This window comes from Anaeromyxobacter sp. K (assembly GCF_000020805.1).
GTDB classification, from domain to species: domain Bacteria; phylum Myxococcota; class Myxococcia; order Myxococcales; family Anaeromyxobacteraceae; genus Anaeromyxobacter; species Anaeromyxobacter dehalogenans.
This window is the reverse complement of record NC_011145.1, coordinates 1,456,093-1,474,346: the sequence shown is the minus strand read 5'-3', so window position 1 is coordinate 1,474,346 and position 18,254 is coordinate 1,456,093. Positions and strand designations below refer to the sequence as shown.

Annotated in this window: 17 protein-coding genes; 9 read left to right on the top strand and 8 right to left on the bottom strand. The window is 75.6% G+C overall.

Annotation, left to right across the window (positions count from 1 at the left end; translation table 11 throughout):
* Positions 1 to 207 precede the first annotated feature (207 nt).
* Positions 208 to 1,455 (top strand): KamA family radical SAM protein, encoded by a 1,248-nt coding sequence (locus ANAEK_RS06520; RefSeq protein WP_012525356.1) that lies wholly within the window; start codon positions 208 to 210, stop codon positions 1,453 to 1,455.
* 9 nt (positions 1,456 to 1,464) lie between these two features.
* On the opposite strand, the gene ANAEK_RS06515 is transcribed toward ANAEK_RS06520, so the two are convergent.
* Positions 1,465 to 1,851 carry a Rid family detoxifying hydrolase gene (locus ANAEK_RS06515; RefSeq protein WP_012525355.1) on the bottom strand — a complete coding sequence of 129 codons (387 nt, stop codon included), beginning with the start codon at positions 1,849 to 1,851 and terminating at the stop codon, positions 1,465 to 1,467.
* 62 nt (positions 1,852 to 1,913) lie between these two features.
* Complete coding sequence (locus ANAEK_RS06510; RefSeq protein WP_012525354.1) at positions 1,914 to 4,154, bottom strand: bifunctional (p)ppGpp synthetase/guanosine-3',5'-bis(diphosphate) 3'-pyrophosphohydrolase; 2,241 nt, start codon at positions 4,152 to 4,154, stop codon at positions 1,914 to 1,916.
* 232 nt (positions 4,155 to 4,386) lie between these two features.
* Here ANAEK_RS06510 and ANAEK_RS06505 point away from each other — a divergent pair, with 232 nt between their 5' ends.
* Entirely contained in the window at positions 4,387 to 5,553 is a 1,167-nt protein-coding gene (locus ANAEK_RS06505) for an FHA domain-containing protein (protein WP_012525353.1), read from the top strand.
* A 23-nt stretch (positions 5,554 to 5,576) separates the two neighbouring features.
* Positions 5,577 to 5,879, top strand: a complete 303-nt coding sequence (locus ANAEK_RS06500; RefSeq protein ID WP_012525352.1) for an MTH1187 family thiamine-binding protein — start codon at positions 5,577 to 5,579, stop codon at positions 5,877 to 5,879.
* 1 nt (position 5,880) lies between these two features.
* Here the strand turns inward: ANAEK_RS06500 and ANAEK_RS06495 are convergent, their stop codons facing one another.
* Positions 5,881 to 6,036, bottom strand: coding sequence for a hypothetical protein (locus ANAEK_RS06495; protein WP_232288384.1), 156 nt, complete (start codon positions 6,034 to 6,036; stop codon positions 5,881 to 5,883).
* A 102-nt stretch (positions 6,037 to 6,138) separates the two neighbouring features.
* Here ANAEK_RS06495 and ANAEK_RS06490 point away from each other — a divergent pair, with 102 nt between their 5' ends.
* Positions 6,139 to 7,026 (top strand): FHA domain-containing protein, encoded by an 888-nt coding sequence (locus ANAEK_RS06490; protein ID WP_012525350.1) that lies wholly within the window; start codon positions 6,139 to 6,141, stop codon positions 7,024 to 7,026.
* Positions 7,027 to 7,275: 249 nt separating this feature from the next.
* On the opposite strand, the gene ANAEK_RS06485 is transcribed toward ANAEK_RS06490, so the two are convergent.
* Positions 7,276 to 7,638, bottom strand: a complete 363-nt coding sequence (locus ANAEK_RS06485; RefSeq protein WP_011421606.1) for a TraR/DksA C4-type zinc finger protein — start codon at positions 7,636 to 7,638, stop codon at positions 7,276 to 7,278.
* A gap of 205 nt (positions 7,639 to 7,843) precedes the next feature.
* Between ANAEK_RS06485 and ANAEK_RS06480 the strand changes: the two genes are divergently transcribed.
* Together ANAEK_RS06480 and ANAEK_RS06475 are read left to right on the top strand one after the other, a co-directional pair.
* Positions 7,844 to 8,728, top strand: a complete 885-nt coding sequence (locus ANAEK_RS06480) for a diadenylate cyclase (RefSeq protein ID WP_012525349.1) — start codon at positions 7,844 to 7,846, stop codon at positions 8,726 to 8,728.
* Between the two features lie 57 nt (positions 8,729 to 8,785).
* Entirely contained in the window at positions 8,786 to 10,303 is a 1,518-nt protein-coding gene (locus ANAEK_RS06475; RefSeq protein ID WP_012525348.1) for a glycosyltransferase family 39 protein, read from the top strand.
* Here the strand turns inward: ANAEK_RS06475 and ANAEK_RS06470 are convergent.
* The 3 genes from ANAEK_RS06470 to ANAEK_RS06460 are packed head-to-tail and all read right to left on the bottom strand — an operon-like array spanning position 10,221 to position 12,554.
* The gene (locus ANAEK_RS06470) at positions 10,221 to 11,210 is read right to left on the bottom strand and encodes a TIGR02757 family protein (protein ID WP_012525347.1); all 990 of its coding nucleotides are present in this window, start codon (positions 11,208 to 11,210) and stop codon (positions 10,221 to 10,223) included. The genes ANAEK_RS06475 and ANAEK_RS06470 overlap by 83 nt on opposite strands.
* Positions 11,211 to 11,268: 58 nt before the next feature.
* Complete coding sequence (locus tag ANAEK_RS06465) at positions 11,269 to 11,778, bottom strand: molybdenum cofactor biosynthesis protein B (protein WP_012525346.1); 510 nt, start codon at positions 11,776 to 11,778, stop codon at positions 11,269 to 11,271.
* On the bottom strand, positions 11,670 to 12,554 hold the full coding sequence (locus ANAEK_RS06460; RefSeq protein WP_232288383.1) for a tetratricopeptide repeat protein: 885 nt from the start codon (positions 12,552 to 12,554) through the stop codon (positions 11,670 to 11,672). Before ANAEK_RS06460 ends, ANAEK_RS06465 begins: the two co-directional genes overlap by 109 nt.
* Here ANAEK_RS06460 and polX point away from each other — a divergent pair.
* From polX to ANAEK_RS06445, 3 genes are all read left to right on the top strand, one after another.
* Positions 12,544 to 14,322 (top strand): DNA polymerase/3'-5' exonuclease PolX, encoded by a 1,779-nt coding sequence (polX, locus tag ANAEK_RS06455; protein ID WP_012525345.1) that lies wholly within the window; start codon positions 12,544 to 12,546, stop codon positions 14,320 to 14,322. The two genes, ANAEK_RS06460 and polX, sit on opposite strands and share 11 nt — an antisense overlap.
* 67 nt (positions 14,323 to 14,389) lie before the next feature.
* Complete coding sequence (locus ANAEK_RS06450) at positions 14,390 to 15,943, top strand: MFS transporter (RefSeq protein WP_012525344.1); 1,554 nt, start codon at positions 14,390 to 14,392, stop codon at positions 15,941 to 15,943.
* A gap of 187 nt (positions 15,944 to 16,130) precedes the next feature.
* Complete coding sequence (locus ANAEK_RS06445) at positions 16,131 to 16,715, top strand: porin family protein (protein WP_012525343.1); 585 nt, start codon at positions 16,131 to 16,133, stop codon at positions 16,713 to 16,715.
* Here the strand turns inward: ANAEK_RS06445 and ANAEK_RS06440 are convergent.
* Complete coding sequence (locus ANAEK_RS06440; RefSeq protein ID WP_012525342.1) at positions 16,687 to 18,228, bottom strand: hypothetical protein; 1,542 nt, start codon at positions 18,226 to 18,228, stop codon at positions 16,687 to 16,689. The two genes, ANAEK_RS06445 and ANAEK_RS06440, sit on opposite strands and share 29 nt — an antisense overlap.
* Between the last annotated feature and the right edge of the window lie 26 nt (positions 18,229 to 18,254).

Here is an 18,254-nt window from a genome sequence, read left to right as displayed (position 1 = left end):
AGCGCACGCGAGGCGCGGAAGGTAACGGCAGCAGGCAGCCGAGTCAAACCTCCAGAGGCCCTGCAGGGTTCCAGACCGGCCCTCCGGGCGAGGGCTCCCCTTTCGGCTACACCGCCGGGGCGCCGTCGCAGATGTCAATGGCGGCCCTCTCTGTTAAGCAATGCGGGCAACGGGCCGCCGGACCGGGCCTCCTGGAGCGAGCACGACATGGCGAATCTTCCGGTGATGGGCGACGTCGGCGGAGTGACCGAGGAGCTGGCCGGCGGCGGCCGGACGAACGGGGAGGCGAAGGCCCCGGCGGTGCGGCACGAGGACGCGCCCCGCCCGGTGGCGAACGTGCTGTCCCGGTTCAAGCCAGGCCCGCGCTCGATCTGGGCCGGCGTGCCCGACGCGCTCTGGAACGACTGGCACTGGCAGCAGCGCGAGCGGGTCATCCGGCTGGAGCAGCTCGAGCGCGTCCTGCGCGTCACCCCCGAGGAGCGCGAGGCGGCGGTGAAGACCGAGGCCGAGTTCCACATGGGCATCACGCCGTACTACGCGGCGCTGATGGACCCCGAGGACCCGACCTGCCCCATCCGCCTCCAGTCGGTGCCGACGATGGGCGAGCTCAACATCCTCGCCTCCGATCTCGAGGACCCGCTCGCGGAGGAGCGGGACATGCCGGTGCCCGGCATCACGCACCGCTACCCGGACCGCGTGCTGTTCTACACGACGCACAACTGCCCGGTGTACTGCCGCCACTGCACCCGCAAGCGGAAGGTCTCCGACCCGACCAGCGCCGCGGCCAAGCGGCAGATCGAGGAGTCGCTCGCGTACATCGCGCAGCACACCGAGATCCGCGACGTGGTGATCTCCGGCGGCGACCCGCTCTCGCTCTCCGACGACCGGCTCGACTACATCCTCGGCCGGCTCCGGGCCATCCCGCACGTGGAGATCTTCCGGCTGGGGACGCGCAACCTCGTCACGCTGCCGCAGCGCGTGACCGACGACTTCGTGTACATGCTGCGCCGGCACCACCCGGTCTACGTGAACACGCACTTCAACCATCCGAAGGAGTGCACGGCCGAGGCGTTCGAGGCGGCCCGCCGCCTCGCCGACGCCGGCTGCGTCATCGGCAACCAGATGGTGCTGCTGAAGGGCGTGAACGACGATCCGGCGGTGGTGAAGGAGCTGAACCACAAGCTCCTGCTCATGCGGATCCGGCCCTACTACATCTACCAGTGCGACCTGGCGCGCGGCATCAGCCACTTCCGCACGCCCGTCGAGGCCGGCATCCGCATCATCGAGGCGCTCCGCGGCCACACCTCCGGGCTCGCGGTGCCGCAGTTCGTGGTGGACGCGCCGAACGGGGGCGGGAAGATCCCGGTGAACCCCGAGTACGTGGTCTCGCACGAGGGGAAGCGCTGGGTGCTCCGCAACTTCGCCGGCAAGCAGTTCGAGTACGTGGAGCCGTAGCCCGCGCCGTCAGTCGAGGACGGCGATCGCCTCGATCTCCACGCGCGCGCCGCGGGGGAGCCCGGCCACCTGCACGGTGGAGCGGGCCGGGGCGGGCGCGGGGAAGTGCTTCCCGTACTCGGCGTTCATCCGCGCGAAGTCCCCGAGGTCGGAGAGGAACACGGTGGTCTTCACCACGTGCTCCGGGCCGGCGCCGGCGGCCGCGAGCGCCGCGCGCAGGTTCGCGAGCGCGCGCGCCGTCTCCTCCTCGATGGTGCCCTTCACCAGCTCGCCGGTGGCCGGATCGAGCGGGATCTGCCCGGAGAAGTAGAGCGTGCGGGTGCCGCGCGCCTCGACGCCCTGGCTGTAGGGGCCGATGGCCTTCGGGGCGCCGTCCGTCGCGATGGGGGTCTTCATGCGCGGCACCCTACCCGCGCGCGGCCGTCCCGGCAACGCGCCGGCCGGGGCCGCGGGCGGGGTCACACGCGCTGCACCGACTGCACGCCCTCGATCCGCTCGATGCTGCGGATCACCGAGTTGAGCTGCTTCAGGTCGCCGATGGTGACCTCGAAGTCGTTCACCGCGCGCTCGCCCGGCGTGGTGCGGCAGCTCGCCTGCGAGATGTTCACGCCGGCCTCGCTGAACGTCTGCGAGATCTTGGCGAGGATGCCGGGGCGATCGGTGGTGATGACCCGCAGCGAGACCGGGCGCTTGAAGTCGCCGCGCACGTCCCAGGCCACGTCCACGCGCCGCTCCGGGTCGATGCCCAGCACCTTGTCGCACGAGGCGGTGTGCACGGTCACGCCGCGCCCGCGGGTGATGAAGCCCACGATGGCGTCGCCGGGCACCGGGTTGCAGCACTTGCCGTAGCGGACCAGCACGTCGTCGATGCCGTTGATGCGGACGCCCTCGGTCGGGCGGCGCGCCATCTTCCGGAACAGCTCCGTGATGCGGCTGGTGGGCGCCGCCTCGGCGGGCGGCGGCGGCTCGGCGAGCCGGTCGGGCGGGAGCACCTGCTGCAGGAGCTGCCCCGGCGACACCTTGCCGTAGCCGACCGCGGCGAGCACGTCGTCCGCCACCCGGTACCCGAGCGCCTGCGCCGCCTTCTCCAGCTCGCCGCCCTTCTGCAGCTTGTTGAGCGTGACGCCGAAGCGGCGCAGCTCGCGCTCCGCGATGTCGCGCCCGATCTCCACCGAGCGCCGGTGCTCGGCCTGCCGGATGAACTGGCGGATGCGGGCCTGGGCGCGGCTGGTCTTGACGAAGGTGAGCCAGTCCTTGGACGGGTGCGCGTTCGGGCTGGTGAGGATCTCGATCGTGTCGCCGTTCTTGAGCGTGTAGCGGAGCGGGACGAGCTTGCCGTTCACCTTCGCGCCGACGGTGTGCTCGCCGATCTCCGAGTGGATGGTGTAGGCGAAGTCCACCGGCGTGGCGCCGCGGGGCAGGCTCTTCACCGCGCCCTTCGGCGTGAAGACGAACACCTCGTCGGAGAACAGGTCGACCTTGACGGTCTCCAGGAACTCGCGCGGGTCGGCGAGGTCGCGCTGGAACTCCACCAGCTGGCGCAGCCAGCCGAACGACGCGGCGTCCTTGCGCGACAGCTCCGCGCCCTTCCCGTCGCGCCCCTTCTCCTTGTAGGCCCAGTGCGCCGCCACGCCCTCCTCGGCGATGCGGTGCATCTCGCGGGTGCGGATCTGCACCTCGATGCGCTCGCCCGCCGGGCCCACCACGGTGGTGTGGAGCGACTGGTACAGGTTCGGCTTCGGGATGGCGATGTAGTCCTTGAAGCGGCCCGGCACCGGCTTCCACAGCGAGTGCACGAACCCGAGCGACTCGTAGCACTCCGCCACCGTGTCCACGATGACGCGGAACCCGACCACGTCCTGGATCTGCTCGAAGTCCACGTCGAGCTGCCGCATCTTCCGGTAGATCGAGTAGACGTGCTTCACGCGCCCGGAGACGTCGGCCTGCATGCCGGCCTCGGCCAGCCGGCGGCGGATGATCTCCACCACCTCCGCGACGAACCGCTCCTTCTCGCGGGCGCGCACCGAGACCTTCTCGTTCAGCTCCGAGTAGTCGCCCGGGCGCAGGTACTTGAACGACAGCTCCTCCAGCTCGGTCTTGATCCACTGGATGCCGAGCCGGTTCGCGAGCGGCGCGTAGATGTCCAGCGTCTCGCGGGCGATGCGCTCCTGCGACTCCGGCTTCATCGCGTCGAGCGTCCGCATGTTGTGGGTGCGGTCCGCGAGCTTCACCAGCAGCACGCGGATGTCCTTCGCCATCGCCACCACCATCTTGCGGAAGTTCTCCGCCTGCTTCTCCTCCTGGGTGTTGGCGGCGGTGAACTGCGAGAGCTTGGTGACCCCGTCCACCAGGTCGGCGATCTCCGGGCCGAACAGCTCGGAGATCTCCTTCTTCGTGGCGAGGGTGTCCTCGATGGTGTCGTGCAGCAGCCCGGTCACCACCGACGACTCGTCCAGCTTCAGCTCGGCGAGGATGCCCGCGACCTCCAGCGGATGCACCAGGTACGGCTCGCCCGATTTGCGGATCTGCCCCTGGTGGACCTTGGCGCTGTAGACGTAGGCCTTCTTGATCAGGTCGAGATCGGGATCGGGGTGGTAGCCGGATACCCGGTCCAGGATGTCGTTGAGCCTGAGCAAGGTCGAAGGGCCAGCGTAACGGGTCGCGTCGGAGTGCGGCAAGCCTGTGAGCCTGCCCATCATCTCAGATCCCGTAACGCGGCGCGCCACCCCGTGCCATGACCCGGGGACGCATCGGGCGCCGGGATGGGTCGCGGGCGTCCCCCAGGACCGCGACGGGAGGCGCCCGGCGGGCCGTCCGGCCTGGCGGAGGCGGGCGGCGGCGCGGGCCTTGGCCCGGGCCCGGCCTGCACCGGACGTTGAGGTCCCCCGGCGGCGCGCGGTAACGTCCCGCCGGGCCAGGAGAGGCGACGGGATGACCTGCGAAGGCTGCGGCGCGGCGCTCGACGCCACCATGGACCGGTGCCCGGCGTGCGGCCGCGAGCTCGAGTTCGGCCGGCTCACCGGCATCCTGGGCGTGGTCTGCCGCGCCTGCGACGCGTACAACGAGCCGGGCGCCCGGGCCTGCTCCGCCTGCGGCAAGCCGCTCGGGGCGGGCGAGCCGCCGCCGACCGGCGGCCCGAACCCGCCGGCGCCGGCTCCGGTCGCCCCGGCCCCTCGGGCGCGGACCGCCGCACCCGCCCCGGCGCCGCCGGCGACCCCTGCCCCCGCGCCGGCGGCCCCGGCCCCTGCGCGGGCGAGCGCCCCGCCCGCCCCCGCGCCGCCCGCGCCCGGTTCACCGCTCGTGCACGCCCTCGGTCGCGCCGGCGCCGCCGCCACCCGCTTCATCCCCGCCTCCGCCATCCGGGCCGCGCTCCGGCCCGACCCGCGCCCCGCCGCGGCCCCGCCAGCGCCGTCCCCGGCGGCGCCCCCGCTCGCGCCCGGCCGCGTGGAGCTGGTGCCCGAGCCCGGCCCCGGGCCGGCGCGCGCGCCGTTCCGGCTGGCCCGCCCCACCACCGTGGCCGGCCGCAGCGAGGGCGCGCTCCGCCTCGCCGACGACCCGGCGATCGGCGACCGCCACGCCACGTTCCTGTTCCGCGACGGCGCGCTGCTGGTCCGCGACGAGGGCGCGCCGGGCGGCGTGCTGGTGCGGCTGCGCGGCCACCCCGCCTCGCTCCGCCCCGGCGATCCGTTCGCGGTGGGCGGCCGGCTGCTCCGCTACGCCGGGCCGCTGCCGCCGCCGCCGCTGCCCGCCGCGGACGGGACGCGGCGCATCGGCTCCCCGCGCCCGCCGCCGCCGGCGGTGGCGGTGGAGGAGCTGCTGGAGGGCGGCGCGCCCGGGCGCACCTGGGTGCGCAGCGGGCCGTCGATCACCGTGGGCCGGGCCGGCGCGGCGGTGTCGCTGGGCGACGACCCGTCGATCGCGCCGGCGCACGCCGAGCTGCGCATCGAGGCGGACGGGACCGCCCGCCTGCGCGACCTCGGCTCCGCCACCGGGACGTTCGCGCGCGTCCCGCCGCACGGCGAGCGCGAGCTCCGCGAGGGCGACGCGGTGCGCCTGGGCCGGACGGTGCTGCGCGTGAGCGCGGTCGCGGATCCCTGAGCGCCGCCGAGGAGGAGCGAGCCATGGCCGTCGTGTTCGTCTCGATCACCCCGCTCGGCACCGCGACGACGAGCGTGTCGCGCTGGGTCGCCGGGGTGGAGCGGATCCTCCGCGGCACCCGGCTCACCAGCCAGCTCACCGCCATGGGAACGCTCATCGAGGGCGACCTCGACGAGATCCTGGCGGTCGTGCGCCGGATGCACGAGCACCCGTTCACCGAGGGAGCCGTCCGGGTCTCGACGTCGATCCAGATCGACGACCGGCGGGACCGGCCGGACCACAGCATCGCGGGGAAGGTGCGCTCGGTGGAGGAGAAGCTGAAGTAGCTCAGCGCGCCGGCTCCGCGGGCGCCGGCGCGCGGTACCGGAGCTGGCGCTCCGCCGCGCTCCGGCGCGCCAGGACGACGATGGCGAGGCCGCCGGCGAGCGCGACCGCCATCGCCAGCACGAAGAACCAGAACGGACCGCGGCGGCGGGTGGGCACCGCCGGATGGTAGCCCGGCGCGCACCGCGCCGCACGTCCACGCGTCCCGCGTTCCCGGTACCCGCGTTGACCCATGGCGATGGGCGTGGCGGAATGCGCCGCATGGCGAGGGACGCGGCGTGCCCGCGGTGCGGACGGGAGAACGGGGCGGCGGCGGCGTTCTGCCAGCAGTGCGGGCTGTCGCTGCGCGCCCCCGGGCCGGCGACCGAGCCGCCCGCCGCGCCGGGCCGGCGCTGCGGCGGCTGCGGCGGCGGGCTCGAGCCGGTGGACCGGTTCTGCCCGCGCTGCGGGGCCGCCGCCGCGGCCCGGCCCGACGATCCGCACGCGGCGCCCACCGCCTCCGGCATCGCCGGCCCGCCGCCGCCGTCCTTCCGGCTCGCCGCGGTCCGCACCGACGGGCTCCCCGGCGCCGAGTACGGGGTGCCGGCGCCGGAGGCGGTGTGCGGGCGCACCGAGGGCGAGATCCGGATCCCGGACGACCCGAGCGTCTCGCCGCGCCACGCCTGCTTCCGCGTGCAGGGCACCGCGCTGCGGGTGGAGGACCTGGGCAGCGTGAACGGCACGTTCGTCCGCATCCGCCGCCCGCACCGGCTCGCGGTCGGCGAGGAGATCCGGGTCGGGCGCCAGCTCCTCCGGCTCGAGCCGCTCCCGCGCCCGCCCGCCGCGGTGCACGGCGTCCGGAGCTGGGGCGCGCCGGATCCGGGTTGCCGCTTCCGCCTGTCGCAGCTCATGGAGGGCGGCGGGCAGGGCGAGATCGTCCCGCTGCAGGAGGGCGAGAACGCGATCGGGCGTGAGGCCGGGCGGATCAGCTTCCCGTCCGACCGCTACGTCTCGGCCCGCCACGCGCGCATCGACGTGCGCGGCGACGCGGTCACGCTGGTGGACCTGGGCAGCTCCAACGGGACGTTCGTGCGCATCTCGGCGCCGACCGAGATCGCGCCCGGCGATCAGCTCCTGCTCGGCGCCCAGCTCCTGCGCGTCGAGGCCTGACCAGCGCCTCCCGTTCGCGTGGGGCCCGTCGCGAGGCACACGATGGCGTCGCCGAGCCGGGCACACGAGGACCGAGCAGCGCAGGCGTGCCCGTAGGCACGTCGAGCAGCGCAGGGACGAGTCTGCCCGGCGCAGGCAGCCAGCGTGCGCCGCAGCAGGGCTCCACGCGAATGGGCGGCGCTCTGGGAACACGACGGCCGGGCGTCTCCGCCCGGCCGCGCGCACGACCCGAGGCTCCCGGGGGCGCAGCTAGCCGAAGGACTTCTCCTTCTGCTCCTGCTCCTCCTTGCAGCGGATGCAGAGGGTGGTCACCGGCCGCGCCTCGAGGCGCTTGGCCGAGATCTCCTCCTCGCACTTCTCGCAGATGCCGAACGTGCCGTTCTCGATCCGGGCGAGCGCCTTGTCGATCTTGGCGAGCAGGAACTTCTCGCGGTCCCGCAGCCGGAAGATCATCGACTGCGTGTACTCGCTCGAGGCCAGGTCGATCTCGTCCGGGAGGTCGTCCGTGTCGAACGACGATTCCTCGGTCAGGGTCTTCTTGGCCTGCACGAGGAGCTGGCGCTTGGACTCCTCCAGCATCGTCTTGAACCTCTTGAGATCCTTCTTGTTCAAGCGTGCACCCCGCTCCGCCCCGAGGCCTGGGGCCGGAAAATGAAGGCCGAGAACCTAAACGGCAGGGGTGCCTGTGTCAAGGTGAGGGGGCGCCCGCGGAGCAGGCGTCCGGCGCGGGCCTCCCGCGTCCGGCGGAGGCGGGCGCGGGCGCGCGGCGCGGGCGAACGATTTTGACTCGGGCACCGGCGCGGCGGATCCTCCGCGAATGGCCGACGGCAAGCTGGACCGCGACTTTCTTCGCAGCGCGCTCGCGCTGATGTCGCGCACCGACGTGGACCGGCTCCTGTTCGTGTCCGATCACCCGCCCTCGCCCACCGAGATCCGCGGCCGTCCGACCAAGCGCAAGCTGGTCTACGCCGTCAGCAGCGAGGGGATCGCGAACCAGCTCAAGGCCAAGAAGGCGACCGCGGTGCTCATCCCGCCCTACGACTACACCCGCATCGAGAAGATCAAGGTGGCGGTGGTGGCGGCGCAGTCGGCCGGGCTGCTGAAGGACGGGGACACGGTGCTGGCCCTGTGCGGCCCCGGCGACGACCGGGTCATGGACACGCTGGTGAAGCTCGTGATCGGCTCGGAGGATCCGGAGGAGAAGATCCGGGTGGACACGCTGGGCCTGCCGCCGGAGTTCTCGTCGCAGGTGGTGGAGAGCCTCATCCACACCGCCATGGAGATCGGCGCGGAGGGCTACGAGGGTCACGCGGTGGGCACCATCGTGGTGATCGGCGACTCGACCGCGGTGATGGAGAAGAGCCGCCAGCTCATCCTCAACCCGTTCCAGGGGATCAGCGAGGCGGAGCGGAACGCGCTCGACCCGCCCATCCGCGAGGCGATCAAGACGTTCTCGGCGCTCGACGGCGCGTTCATCATCCGCGAGGACGGGGTGGTGATGGCGGCCGGGCGGTACCTGCTCTCCATGTCGCGCGACGTGAAGCTGCCCATGGGCCTGGGGGCGCGCCACAGCGCCGCGGCCTCGATCACCGCCGAGTCGAACGCGGTCGCCATCACGGTGTCCCAGACCACCGGGACGGTGCGGGTGTTCCGCGAGGGCGAGATCGCCCTGGAGCTGCGGCAGAAGCTGCGGCGCGTGTGACGCCGGCCGGCGCCGCGGCGCTTCGCGCGGGGGGCGCTTCGCGGTACCCTCCGCCGCGTGCCGAGCCCCGCCGAGCCCGCTCCGTCGCCGCGCGCCGTCCCCTCCCCTCCGCCCGCCTCGCCCGTCCGCGACCCGCGCCTCGACCGGCTGGCGCTCGCGCTCGGCGCGGCCGTCACCGCCCTGCACGTCGCCTACGGCGGGCTGATCGCGCTCTCGCCGCAGGAGGCCTACTACTGGACCTGGAGCCGGCGGCTCGCGCTCTCGTACTTCGACCACCCGCCGCTCGCCGCCTGGACCATCGCGCTCACCACCGCGCTCGCCGGCGACGGCGAGCGCGCCATCCGGCTCGCCGCCGCGCTGCACTCGGCGGTCTTCGCCGGGTTCCTGTGGCTCGCGGCCCGGCGGCTGTTCGGCTCGCGCCCGGCGCTGGTGGCGCTCGCCGCGGCGTTCAGCGTCCCGCTCTTCGGCCTCGGCCAGGTCATCGTCACGCCCGACGCCCCGCTGCTCTCCGGCTGGGCGATGGCCCTGTACTTCACCGTCCGCGCGCTCGACGAGGAGCGGCCGCGCTGGCTGCTCGGGGCCGGCGCGGCGGTGGGCTGGGCGGTGCTCGGCAAGTACACCGGGTTCCTGCTGCTGCCGCAGATCCTGCTGGTGCTCGCGCTCGACCCGCGCGGCCGGCGCATGCTCCGCACCCCCTGGCCGTGGCTGGGCGCGGCGCTGGCGCTGGCGCTGTTCTCGCCGGTCGTCGCCTGGAACCTCCAGCACCGGATGGCGAGCTTCGCGTTCCAGACCGCCGAGCGGGTCGAGCGCTCCGGCTTCCGCCCGGTGCTGGTGGGGCGCTTCCTCGCGCTCCAGGCCGGCCTCGTCACGCCCGTCGTGCTCGTGCTCCTCGTCGAGGCGGTGGTGACGGCGGTGCGCCGCCGCCGCGAGGCGGCCTACCGGATCTGCGCCATCTTCGCCGCGCCGCTGCTGGTGCTCGCGGCGGTCATCTCGCCGTTCCACTGGGTGAAGGGCAACTGGCTGGCCGCGGCGTACCCGACCGCGCTCGCCGCGGCGGCCGCCCTGGCGGTGGAGCGGCGCGGCTGGCGCTGGAAGGCGGGGGTCGCGGGGGTGGCGCTGGCGGCGGCCGCGTCGGTGTACGTGCACCTGGTGCCGCTCTGGCCCGCGCTGCCGTTCCCGGCGCGCGACGAGGGCTCCTCGGGCTGGCGCGAGCTGGCCGCGCGCGTGGAGGCGGAGCGCGCGGCGCTCGGGCCGGACGCGTTCGTGGCCGGCTGCAACTACAAGGTCTCGGCCGAGCTGGAGTACTACCTGCCCGGCCGGCCGCGCACCTGGTCGTCCGAGATCACCGGCGAGCACGGGCTGCAGTACCGCTACTGGTTCGATCCCGAGGCGCTGCGCGGCCGCTCCGGCGTCCTCGTGCTCGACCGGCGCGAGAAGCGCACCTGCCTGCGCCGGGGCGAGGCGTGCGCGCCGCTCGAGGCCCTGCCGCCGCTCACGGTGCGGCGCGGCGGCGACGAGGTGACGACGTTCCAGCTCTGGCGCTGCCGCTGGGCCGGGCTCCCCTCGTCCCGCTGACCCCGCGCGCCCGCGCCAGGCAGGCCGCGCCGAGCGCGCAGGCCTCGCACCGCGCCGGATCGCGGCGCGCCGGGCACAGCCCGCTCATGCCCAGGTGGCAGAGCGCGAAGTCGAAGCGGACCGGATCGGCGGCGTCGACGCGGCGGAGCGCGGCGGTGATCTCCTCTGCGGTCCGCCAGCTCGCGTCGCGGCGCGCGGTGAGCCCGAGCGCGCGCGCCACCCGGTGCACATGGGTGTCGAGCGGGACCACCAGCGCCGCGGCCGGGAGCTCCCGCCACAGCCCCAGGTCCACCGCGTCCGGGCCGCGCACCATCCAGCGCAGGTAGAGGTTCCACCGCTTCGACGCGCCGGGGCCGGCCGGGTCGGGGAGCAGGTGGCGGAGCCCGCGCGGCCCGCGCCCCCGCAGCAGCGCCCGGGCCTCGGGGGCCTCGCGCAGCTCCGCCGCGAGCCGGGCCAGCGCCGGCCGGAGCGCGGCCGGCCCGCCCCCGGCCTCGCGGAAGAGCGCCCCGAGCCGGCGCCCGAGGCCGCCGTGGCGCCGGCGCACCGCGCCGATGGCGGCCGCCAGCGCGGCGAGGTCCGGCGGCCGGTTGAAGCGGTAGACGACGCCGTCGAACGCCGCCGGGTCGGGGGCGGCCGCGAACGCGTCGCAGAACCGCGCCGGCGAGGGTCCCATGGCGGCGAGCACGCGCGCCACCACCGGCTTGAACAGGTCGGCGCGCCCGTAGGCGAGGCTCACCGCCACCAGCCCGGCCACCTCGGCGTCGGCGGGGTCGCGGTACGCGCGCGGGAACTCCACCGGATCGGCGGCGATGCGCGCGGCGCGGTCGAGCGAGCGAGCGAGCCGCTCGAGCAGCGGGCGCAACGCCTCGGCGCGGGCGGCGGAGAAGTCGGCGGCGCGGCGGGGCATGCGCCCCTCTTCTGCCGCGCCGGGGCGGCGCGCGCAACGCCGAGCGCCCGGGCGATCGTCAACCCCGGTCCTTGCGCAGCTCGCGGATGACGTGGCCGAGCTCGGGCCCGATGAGCTTCTCCCACGCGAGCCGCACCGCGGCCCGCGAGCCCGGCACCGAGAAGATCACCCGCCCGCCCCAGGTGCCGGCCACCGCGCGCGACAGCATCGCGGCGCTGCCGATCTCCTGGAACGACAGCATCCGGAACAGCTCGCCGAAGCCGTCCAGCCGCTTCTCCAGCACGCCCGCCACCGCCTCGTAGGTGCGGTCGCGACCGGCGATGCCGGTGCCGCCGTTCACCACGATCGCCTCCGCGCCCGCCGCCGCGGCCTCGTCCAGCGCGGCGCGGAGCTGGACCGGGTCGTCCTTGACGATGCGCGAGCCGGCCACGTCGTGGCCGGCCGCGAACACGGCGTGCTTCAGGAACGCGCCGCTCTCGTCCTCCGCCTCGCCCCGCGTGTCCGAGGCGGTGATGACGAAGACCCGCACCCGCTTCGGCGCCTCGTGCCTGTGCTCCTGGTGTCCCATGTCGTCCCCCGTCCCCGCGGCCTCGATCCACGAGACGCGGCGCCCGGATCCGTGACCTCGTTCCCGCCCGGCGCCCCGTCTCCGCCGTCGAGCGCGTCCAGCCGCTCCGCCACCTGCGCCGCGTCGGGGGCGTCCGGCCGCAGCCGGAGGTACTCGCCCCATCCCGCCGCCGCCCCGCGCCGGTCGCCGAGCGCCGCGCGGGCGCTCCCGAGCGCGCGGTGCGCCTCCGGCAGCGCCGGCTCCAGCGCCGCCGCCCGCGCCGCGTAGTCGGCCGCGTCGTCCGCCTCGCCCGCGTCGAGCAGCGCCTCGGCGGCGGCGGCCAGCCCGCGCGGCTCGTCCAGGTCGAGCGCCCCGTACGGCCAGCCCTCCGGCCGCAGCGCCACCCCGACCCGCACGCCGGCGAGGCCGCCCGGCACCTCGCGCGCCTCCTCCACGTACCCCGGCGCGCGGAAGCGGAGCACGTGTCCGCCCGCGTCGGCCCGGTCCACCGGCACGGTGCGCGCGCCGCGCCCGAGCGGGCGACCGTCGAGCTGCACCTCGGCGGAGCGCGGCAGCACCTCCACCAGCAGCGCCGCCGGCCGCGTGCCCTCGAACCGCGCGCGCGCCGCGCGCGTGCAGCCGGCGCCCAGCGCCAGCGCGGCGATCGCGGCGGCGACGCACGCCCCGCGGCGGCGTGCGAGGTGGCCCCCGCGCCGGCCGGCCGGGCCCGGGAGGGAGGTGTCGGGGTGCGGCTCCATGCGCGCCGCGACGGTATATAAGCGCTCGATGCCGGACAAGTTCGCCGTGGCGCAGGCGCTCCGGGAGATCGGCGCCCTGCTGGAGCTCGAGGGCGAGAACCCGTTCAAGATCCGCGCGTACGACACCGGCGCGCGGGCGCTCGAGGGGCTCTCCGAGGACCTGGCGCGCGTGATCGCCGAGGGACGGCTCACCGAGCTGCCCGGGATCGGCGAGGCGCTCGCGAAGAAGATCGCGGACCTGCACGCGACCGGCTCGACCGACCTGCTGGCGCGGCTGCGGGCGCGCCACCCGCCCGGCGTCCTCGAGCTGCTGCGCGTGCCGGACCTCGGCCCGAAGAAGATCGCCGCGCTGCACGCGGCGCTGGGCGTCGCGAGCGTCGCGGAGCTCGAGGCCGCCTGCCGCGAGGGGCGCGTCCGCGGCGTGAAGGGCTTCGGCGAGAAGACCGAGCAGCGGATCCTGGAGGGCATCGCCCGCCTGCACGCGCGCGAGGCCGACCGGCGCGTGCTGCTCGCCGAGGCGCTGACCGCCGCCGAGCCGCTGCTCGCGCACCTGCGCGCGGTGCCGGGGGCCGAGGCGGTGGAGCTGGCCGGGTCGGCGCGCCGCGGCCGCGAGATGGTGGGCGACGTGGACCTCGTCGCCGCGTCCCGGACGCCGGCCGCGCTCGCCGCGGCGCTCACCGGCCATCCGCTGGTCGCGGCGGTGCTGGGGAGCGGCGACACGAAGACGAGCGTCCGGCTCGGCTCCGGCCTGCAGGTGGACCTGCGGGTGGTGCCGCCGGAGGACTTCCCCACCCTGCTCCACCACCTCACCGGCTCGAAGGCGCACCACGTGCGGCTGCGCGGCATCGCCCGCGACCGCGGCTTCACGCTGAGCGAGTGGGGCCTGTTCCGCCTGCCGCCGCGCGAGCGCGGGGCGGCCGCGCCGGCGCCGGAGGCCGCGCCCGATCCCGCCGCCAAGGTCCCGATCGCGAGCGAGGCCGCGCTCTACGCCGCGCTGGGCCTGGCGTACGTGCCGCCCGAGCTGCGCGAGGACCAGGGCGAGATCGAGGCCGCGCTGGACGGGACGCTCCCGTCCGACCTGGTCGAGGCGCGCGACGTGCGCGGGATGGTGCACTGCCACACCACCTGGTCGGACGGCCGCGCCAGCGTCGAGGAGATGGCCCGCGCCGCCGAGGCGCTCGGGATGGCGTACCTCACCATCACCGACCACTCCGGCTCGGCCGGCTACGCCGGCGGGCTCGACCGCGACCGGATCCGGCGGCAGTGGGACGAGATCGACGCGGTACAGGAGCGGGTCTCGATCCGGCTGCTGAAGGGCACCGAGGCCGACATCCTCGAGGACGGCGCGCTCGACTGGCCCGACGACGTGCTGGAGCGGCTCGACGTGGTGGTCGCGAGCGTCCACTCGCGGATGCGCATGGACGAGGACCAGATGACGCGCCGGCTCGCCCGCGCCATGGCGCTCCCGGTGTTCAAGATCTGGGGGCACGGGCTGGGGCGGCTGCTGGGCGAGCGCGAGCCCTACGCCTGCCGCGTGGAGGAGGTCCTCGACGCGCTGGCCGGCGCGCCGGGCGCGGTGGAGGTGAACGGGGATCCCCGCCGCCTCGATCTCGAGCCCTGCTGGATCCGGGCGGCGCGCGCGCGCGGCATCCCGCTGGTCCTGTCGGTGGACGCCCACTCGGTCGCGGCGCTCGGCTACCTGCGCTTCGCGGTGACCACCGCGCGGCGCGGCTGGGCGCGCCGCGGCGAGGTGCTGAACGCGCTGCCGGCGGACGCGTTCGCGCGGGCGGTCCGTCCGGTGCGGTGACGCGGCGGCGGGCCGCCTCGCCGGGCGCTCGACGCGGGCGCCCATCTCGCCTACCTTTCCCGGCTGCGTGCCGACCCAGCCCACCACCCGCGAGGCCCTCCGCAAGGCGTTCACCAGCTGGCGCACGGGGGTGGTGGCGCTGCTCGCGTTCCCCTCCGGCCTGCCGCTCGGCATCGTCCTCTACACGGTCCCGTACTGGATGCAGCAGGAGGGGATCGACATCAAGACCATCGGGCTGGTGAGCGCGGCGCAGATCCCGTACGCGTTCAAGTTCGTCTGGTCGCCGCTCATCGACCGCTTCGCGCCGGCCTGGGGGCGCAAGCGCGCCTGGATCCTCGTGGGCCAGGCCATGCTGGTCGCGTCGCTGGCCGCGTTCGCGGCGAGCTCAGGCCACCCCACGGTGCCGCTGGTGGCGCTGCTCACGCTGGTGGTCTCGTTCGCCTCCGCCACCCAGGACATCGCCTACGACGCGTACACCGTGGAGGTGCTGCGGCCCGAGGAGCGCGGCGTGGCGGTGGGCGCCCGCAACGCGCTGGCGCGCGCCGGCATGTTCGTGGGCCGGGTGGTGAACACGTTCGGCCCGAAGCTGGGCTGGGCCCCCACGTTCGCCGCCATCGCGGCCAGCTTCCTGCCGTTCGGGGTGGCCACCGTGAAGGCGCCCGAGCCCGACGTCCCGCCGGCGCCGCCGCGCACGCTGCGGCAGGCCATCTGGGAGCCGTTCGTCGGCTTCTTCCGCCACGCGCGCGCGCTCGAGATCGCCGCGTTCCTGTTCCTGTACAAGTTCGCCGACAACCTGGTCACCGCGCTGGTGTCGCCGTTCCTCGGCCAGCTCGGCTTCGACCCGGTGGACATCGGCATCGCGCAGGGCACCATCGGCATCGTCGCCACCATCGGCGGGACGTTCCTGGGCGGCATCCTGTGCACGTCGTGGGGCGTGGGCCGGGCCCTGTGGATCTTCGGCCTGCTCCAGGCGGTCTCGAACCTGGGCTACGTCGCGATCGTGGACGCGGGCGTGAACCGCCCGGTGATGTACGCGGCGGTGGCGTTCGAGGCCGCCACCAGCGGCATGGGCACCGGCGCGTTCGGCGTGCTCCTGCTCCGGCTCACCCAGCGCCGCTTCAGCGCCACGCAGTACGCGCTGTTCTCGAGCATCTTCGCGCTCGGCCGCACGTTCGCGGGGCCGCCGGCGGGCGCGCTGGTGGACGCGATCGGCTGGCGCGACTTCTTCCTGCTGACCGTGCCGTGCGCCATCCCCGGCCTGCTCATGCTGCAGCGCTTCGTGCCCTGGCGCTCGCGCGAGATCCCGGCGGCGCTGGACGAGGAGGCCCCGCCGGCCGCGCACGGCACGCCCGCCACGCTGGGCGGGCTGGCGGCGCGCGGGCTCGGCGGCGCGCTGGCGGGGACCGCGCTCGCGTACCTGGCGTCCGCGCTGCTCGCGGCGCTGAAGGCGATGCGGGGCGGGCAGGCCGGGCTCGACCTCGGCGCCGCGCTGGTCCGCATGTTCCACCCGGTGCGGGCGGTGGACTGGGTGGACGTGGTCGGGCCGCCGGTCGCGGGCGTGGTGATCGGCTTCGCGGTGGCGGCGTACGTGGCCGCGCGGCGCGGGATCCGGACCGCGTAGCGCCCGCCGCGCCGCCGGGTGGGCGCTCCCCCGCGCGCCGCGCACCTCGCCGCACCGCCGCGTCGGCGCACGCCGATCGCCCCCGGGCGGGCGCGGCCGTGCGCTCGCGAAGGGCTCGCCGGACGTGCGCGCTTTCGCTTAGGATGCCGCCTCGTTCGTAGGGACCTTTCACGTTCAGGAGAACAAGATGAGCTCGGCTCCCCGCATCGCAACCCTCGCCCTCGCCGCGCTGCTCGCGCTGCCGGGCGTCGCCTCCGCCCAGTCCCGCTACTCGACGCAGCCCTCCATGCGCCTCGGCGGCCTCATCGGCTTCGACTCGGGCGACCTCGACGGCCTGGCGCTCCGCCTCGACGGCGAGATGGACCTCCAGCGCATCTCGCCGAACGTGATGCTCGTCGGCGTCGGCTCGGTCGGCTGGTCGCACCTCTCCGACGACCTGGGCTACGGCTACGACGTGACGAACGACGTGTTCACGATCATGCCGGCGGCCCGCCTGGCGGTGGCGCTCGCGCCGCAGGTCGGCGTCTACGGCGACCTGGGCCTCGGCCTGTACCACGCGTCGCTCGAGGTGGACGTGCCGGATCCGTTCACCGGCCTCCGCCGCACGGTGGACGACTCGGCCACCGGCCTCGCCATGCGCATCGGCGCCGGCGCGTACTTCAACATCGCCCCGAAGGTCCGCCTGGTCGGCGAGATCGCGCTGCACCCGTACTTCGGCGACTACGACGACGACACGTTCACCTTCATGGTGGGCGCGACGTTCGGCCTCTAGCACCCGCGGGGCTCGAGGGCGGCGCGGGCGCGAGGACGTCCACCGTCCCGCGCCGCTCCAGCACCCGCACCGGCCAGAGGCGGAAGTCGCGCAGCGCGCGCTCCGCCTCGGCCTCCTTCCCCCGCACCCGGCAGATCCGCAGCGCCTCCCGCGGCGTCCCGGCCCAGGCCGCGAGCGTCGGGTTGGCGCGGTGCGCGAGCCCGTACACCGGCAGCTCGAGGCCCCGCGCGTGCGCGGTCCAGGCCGCGTGCCAGACCGCGGGCCACACCGACCAGTAGTCGCCGGTGACGAGCGTGCAGCGCGCGGCCAGCACGTCGCGCGTGTAGCGCCCCGCCGACGCGTCCAGGTCCGCGCGCACGCGCGCGAGCGAGGGCGGGCCGGCGACGGCCAGCGCCGCCGCCGGGACGAGCGCCAGCGCCACCCCGCGGGCGAGCGATCCCTCCCGCAGCGCGCGCGCGACCGGATCGGCCAGCAGCGACACCGCCGCGAGGTGGACCAGGACCGCCGCCGGCGCGAGGTAGCGCCAGTGGAACGCGTTCACCTCCACCCAGCGCAGCACGCCGGCCGCGAGGGCGTAGGCGAGCGCGGCGAGGCAGAGCGCGGCCGCGCGGAGCAGCGCCGCCCGCGCGTGCGGCCGCGCCGCGGGCCAGGCGAGCTGCACCAGGAGGCCGGCCGCGGCGCAGGCGCCCAGCACCGCCGGCCACCGCCCCGAGGCCTCCCAGGCGCGTCCGAGCAGCGAGGCCCAGGCCCGCGGCCACTCGTGCGGCGGCAGCGGGCCGAGCGGCAGCCGGAGCGGGTTGCCGGTGAGGGCCGGGTAGAGGCGGATCATGAGCTGGCCCGCGCCGAGCCCCGCCGCGAGGAGCGCCACCTCGGTCCCGAGGCGCAGCCGGAGCGCGGGCCGGCTCGCGCCCTGCGCGAGGTCCACCGCGGCGCGCGCCGCGGCCAGCGGGAGGAGCACCAGCCCCACCGCCGCGTTCACCCAGTGCGCCGCCACGCACAGCGCGAGCCCGGCGGCGATCCGGCCCGGGCCGGGCAGCGCCGGCGCGAGGCGGTCCGGATCGGCGCGCGCCTCGGCGGCGGCGAGCCCGGCGAGCGCCAGCGCCAGCGAGAGCCCGTAGGGCTGGCTCCACAGGTACTCGAACAGCCAGGGCGCCGGCGCGGCGGCGAGGAGCGCCGCGGCCGCGAGCGCGCCCGCCAGCCGCCAGCGCGCCCCGAGCGCGTGGCGGGCGAGCAGCACCACCGCCGCGAGGCCGGCCAGGCCCAGCAGGGCGCGCTGCAGGAGCAGGTTCCAGAGCGGATCGCGGACCGGGACGGCGAGCAGCGGGACCAGCATCCCGTACCGCTCCTGGTCCCAGTAGAACGGCGTCCAGCGCTGCAGCGCCACCAGCACCGGGACGATGGAGTCGCCGTCCTCCAGCCGGTGCAGGCCGCCCAGGTCGAGCAGCGCCGCCGCGGCGGCGAGCGCCGCGAGGGTGGCGAGCGCGCCCCGCGCCCTGGTGATCGCCCGCGTCAAGGCGCCTCCCTCCCGGACGCACGGAG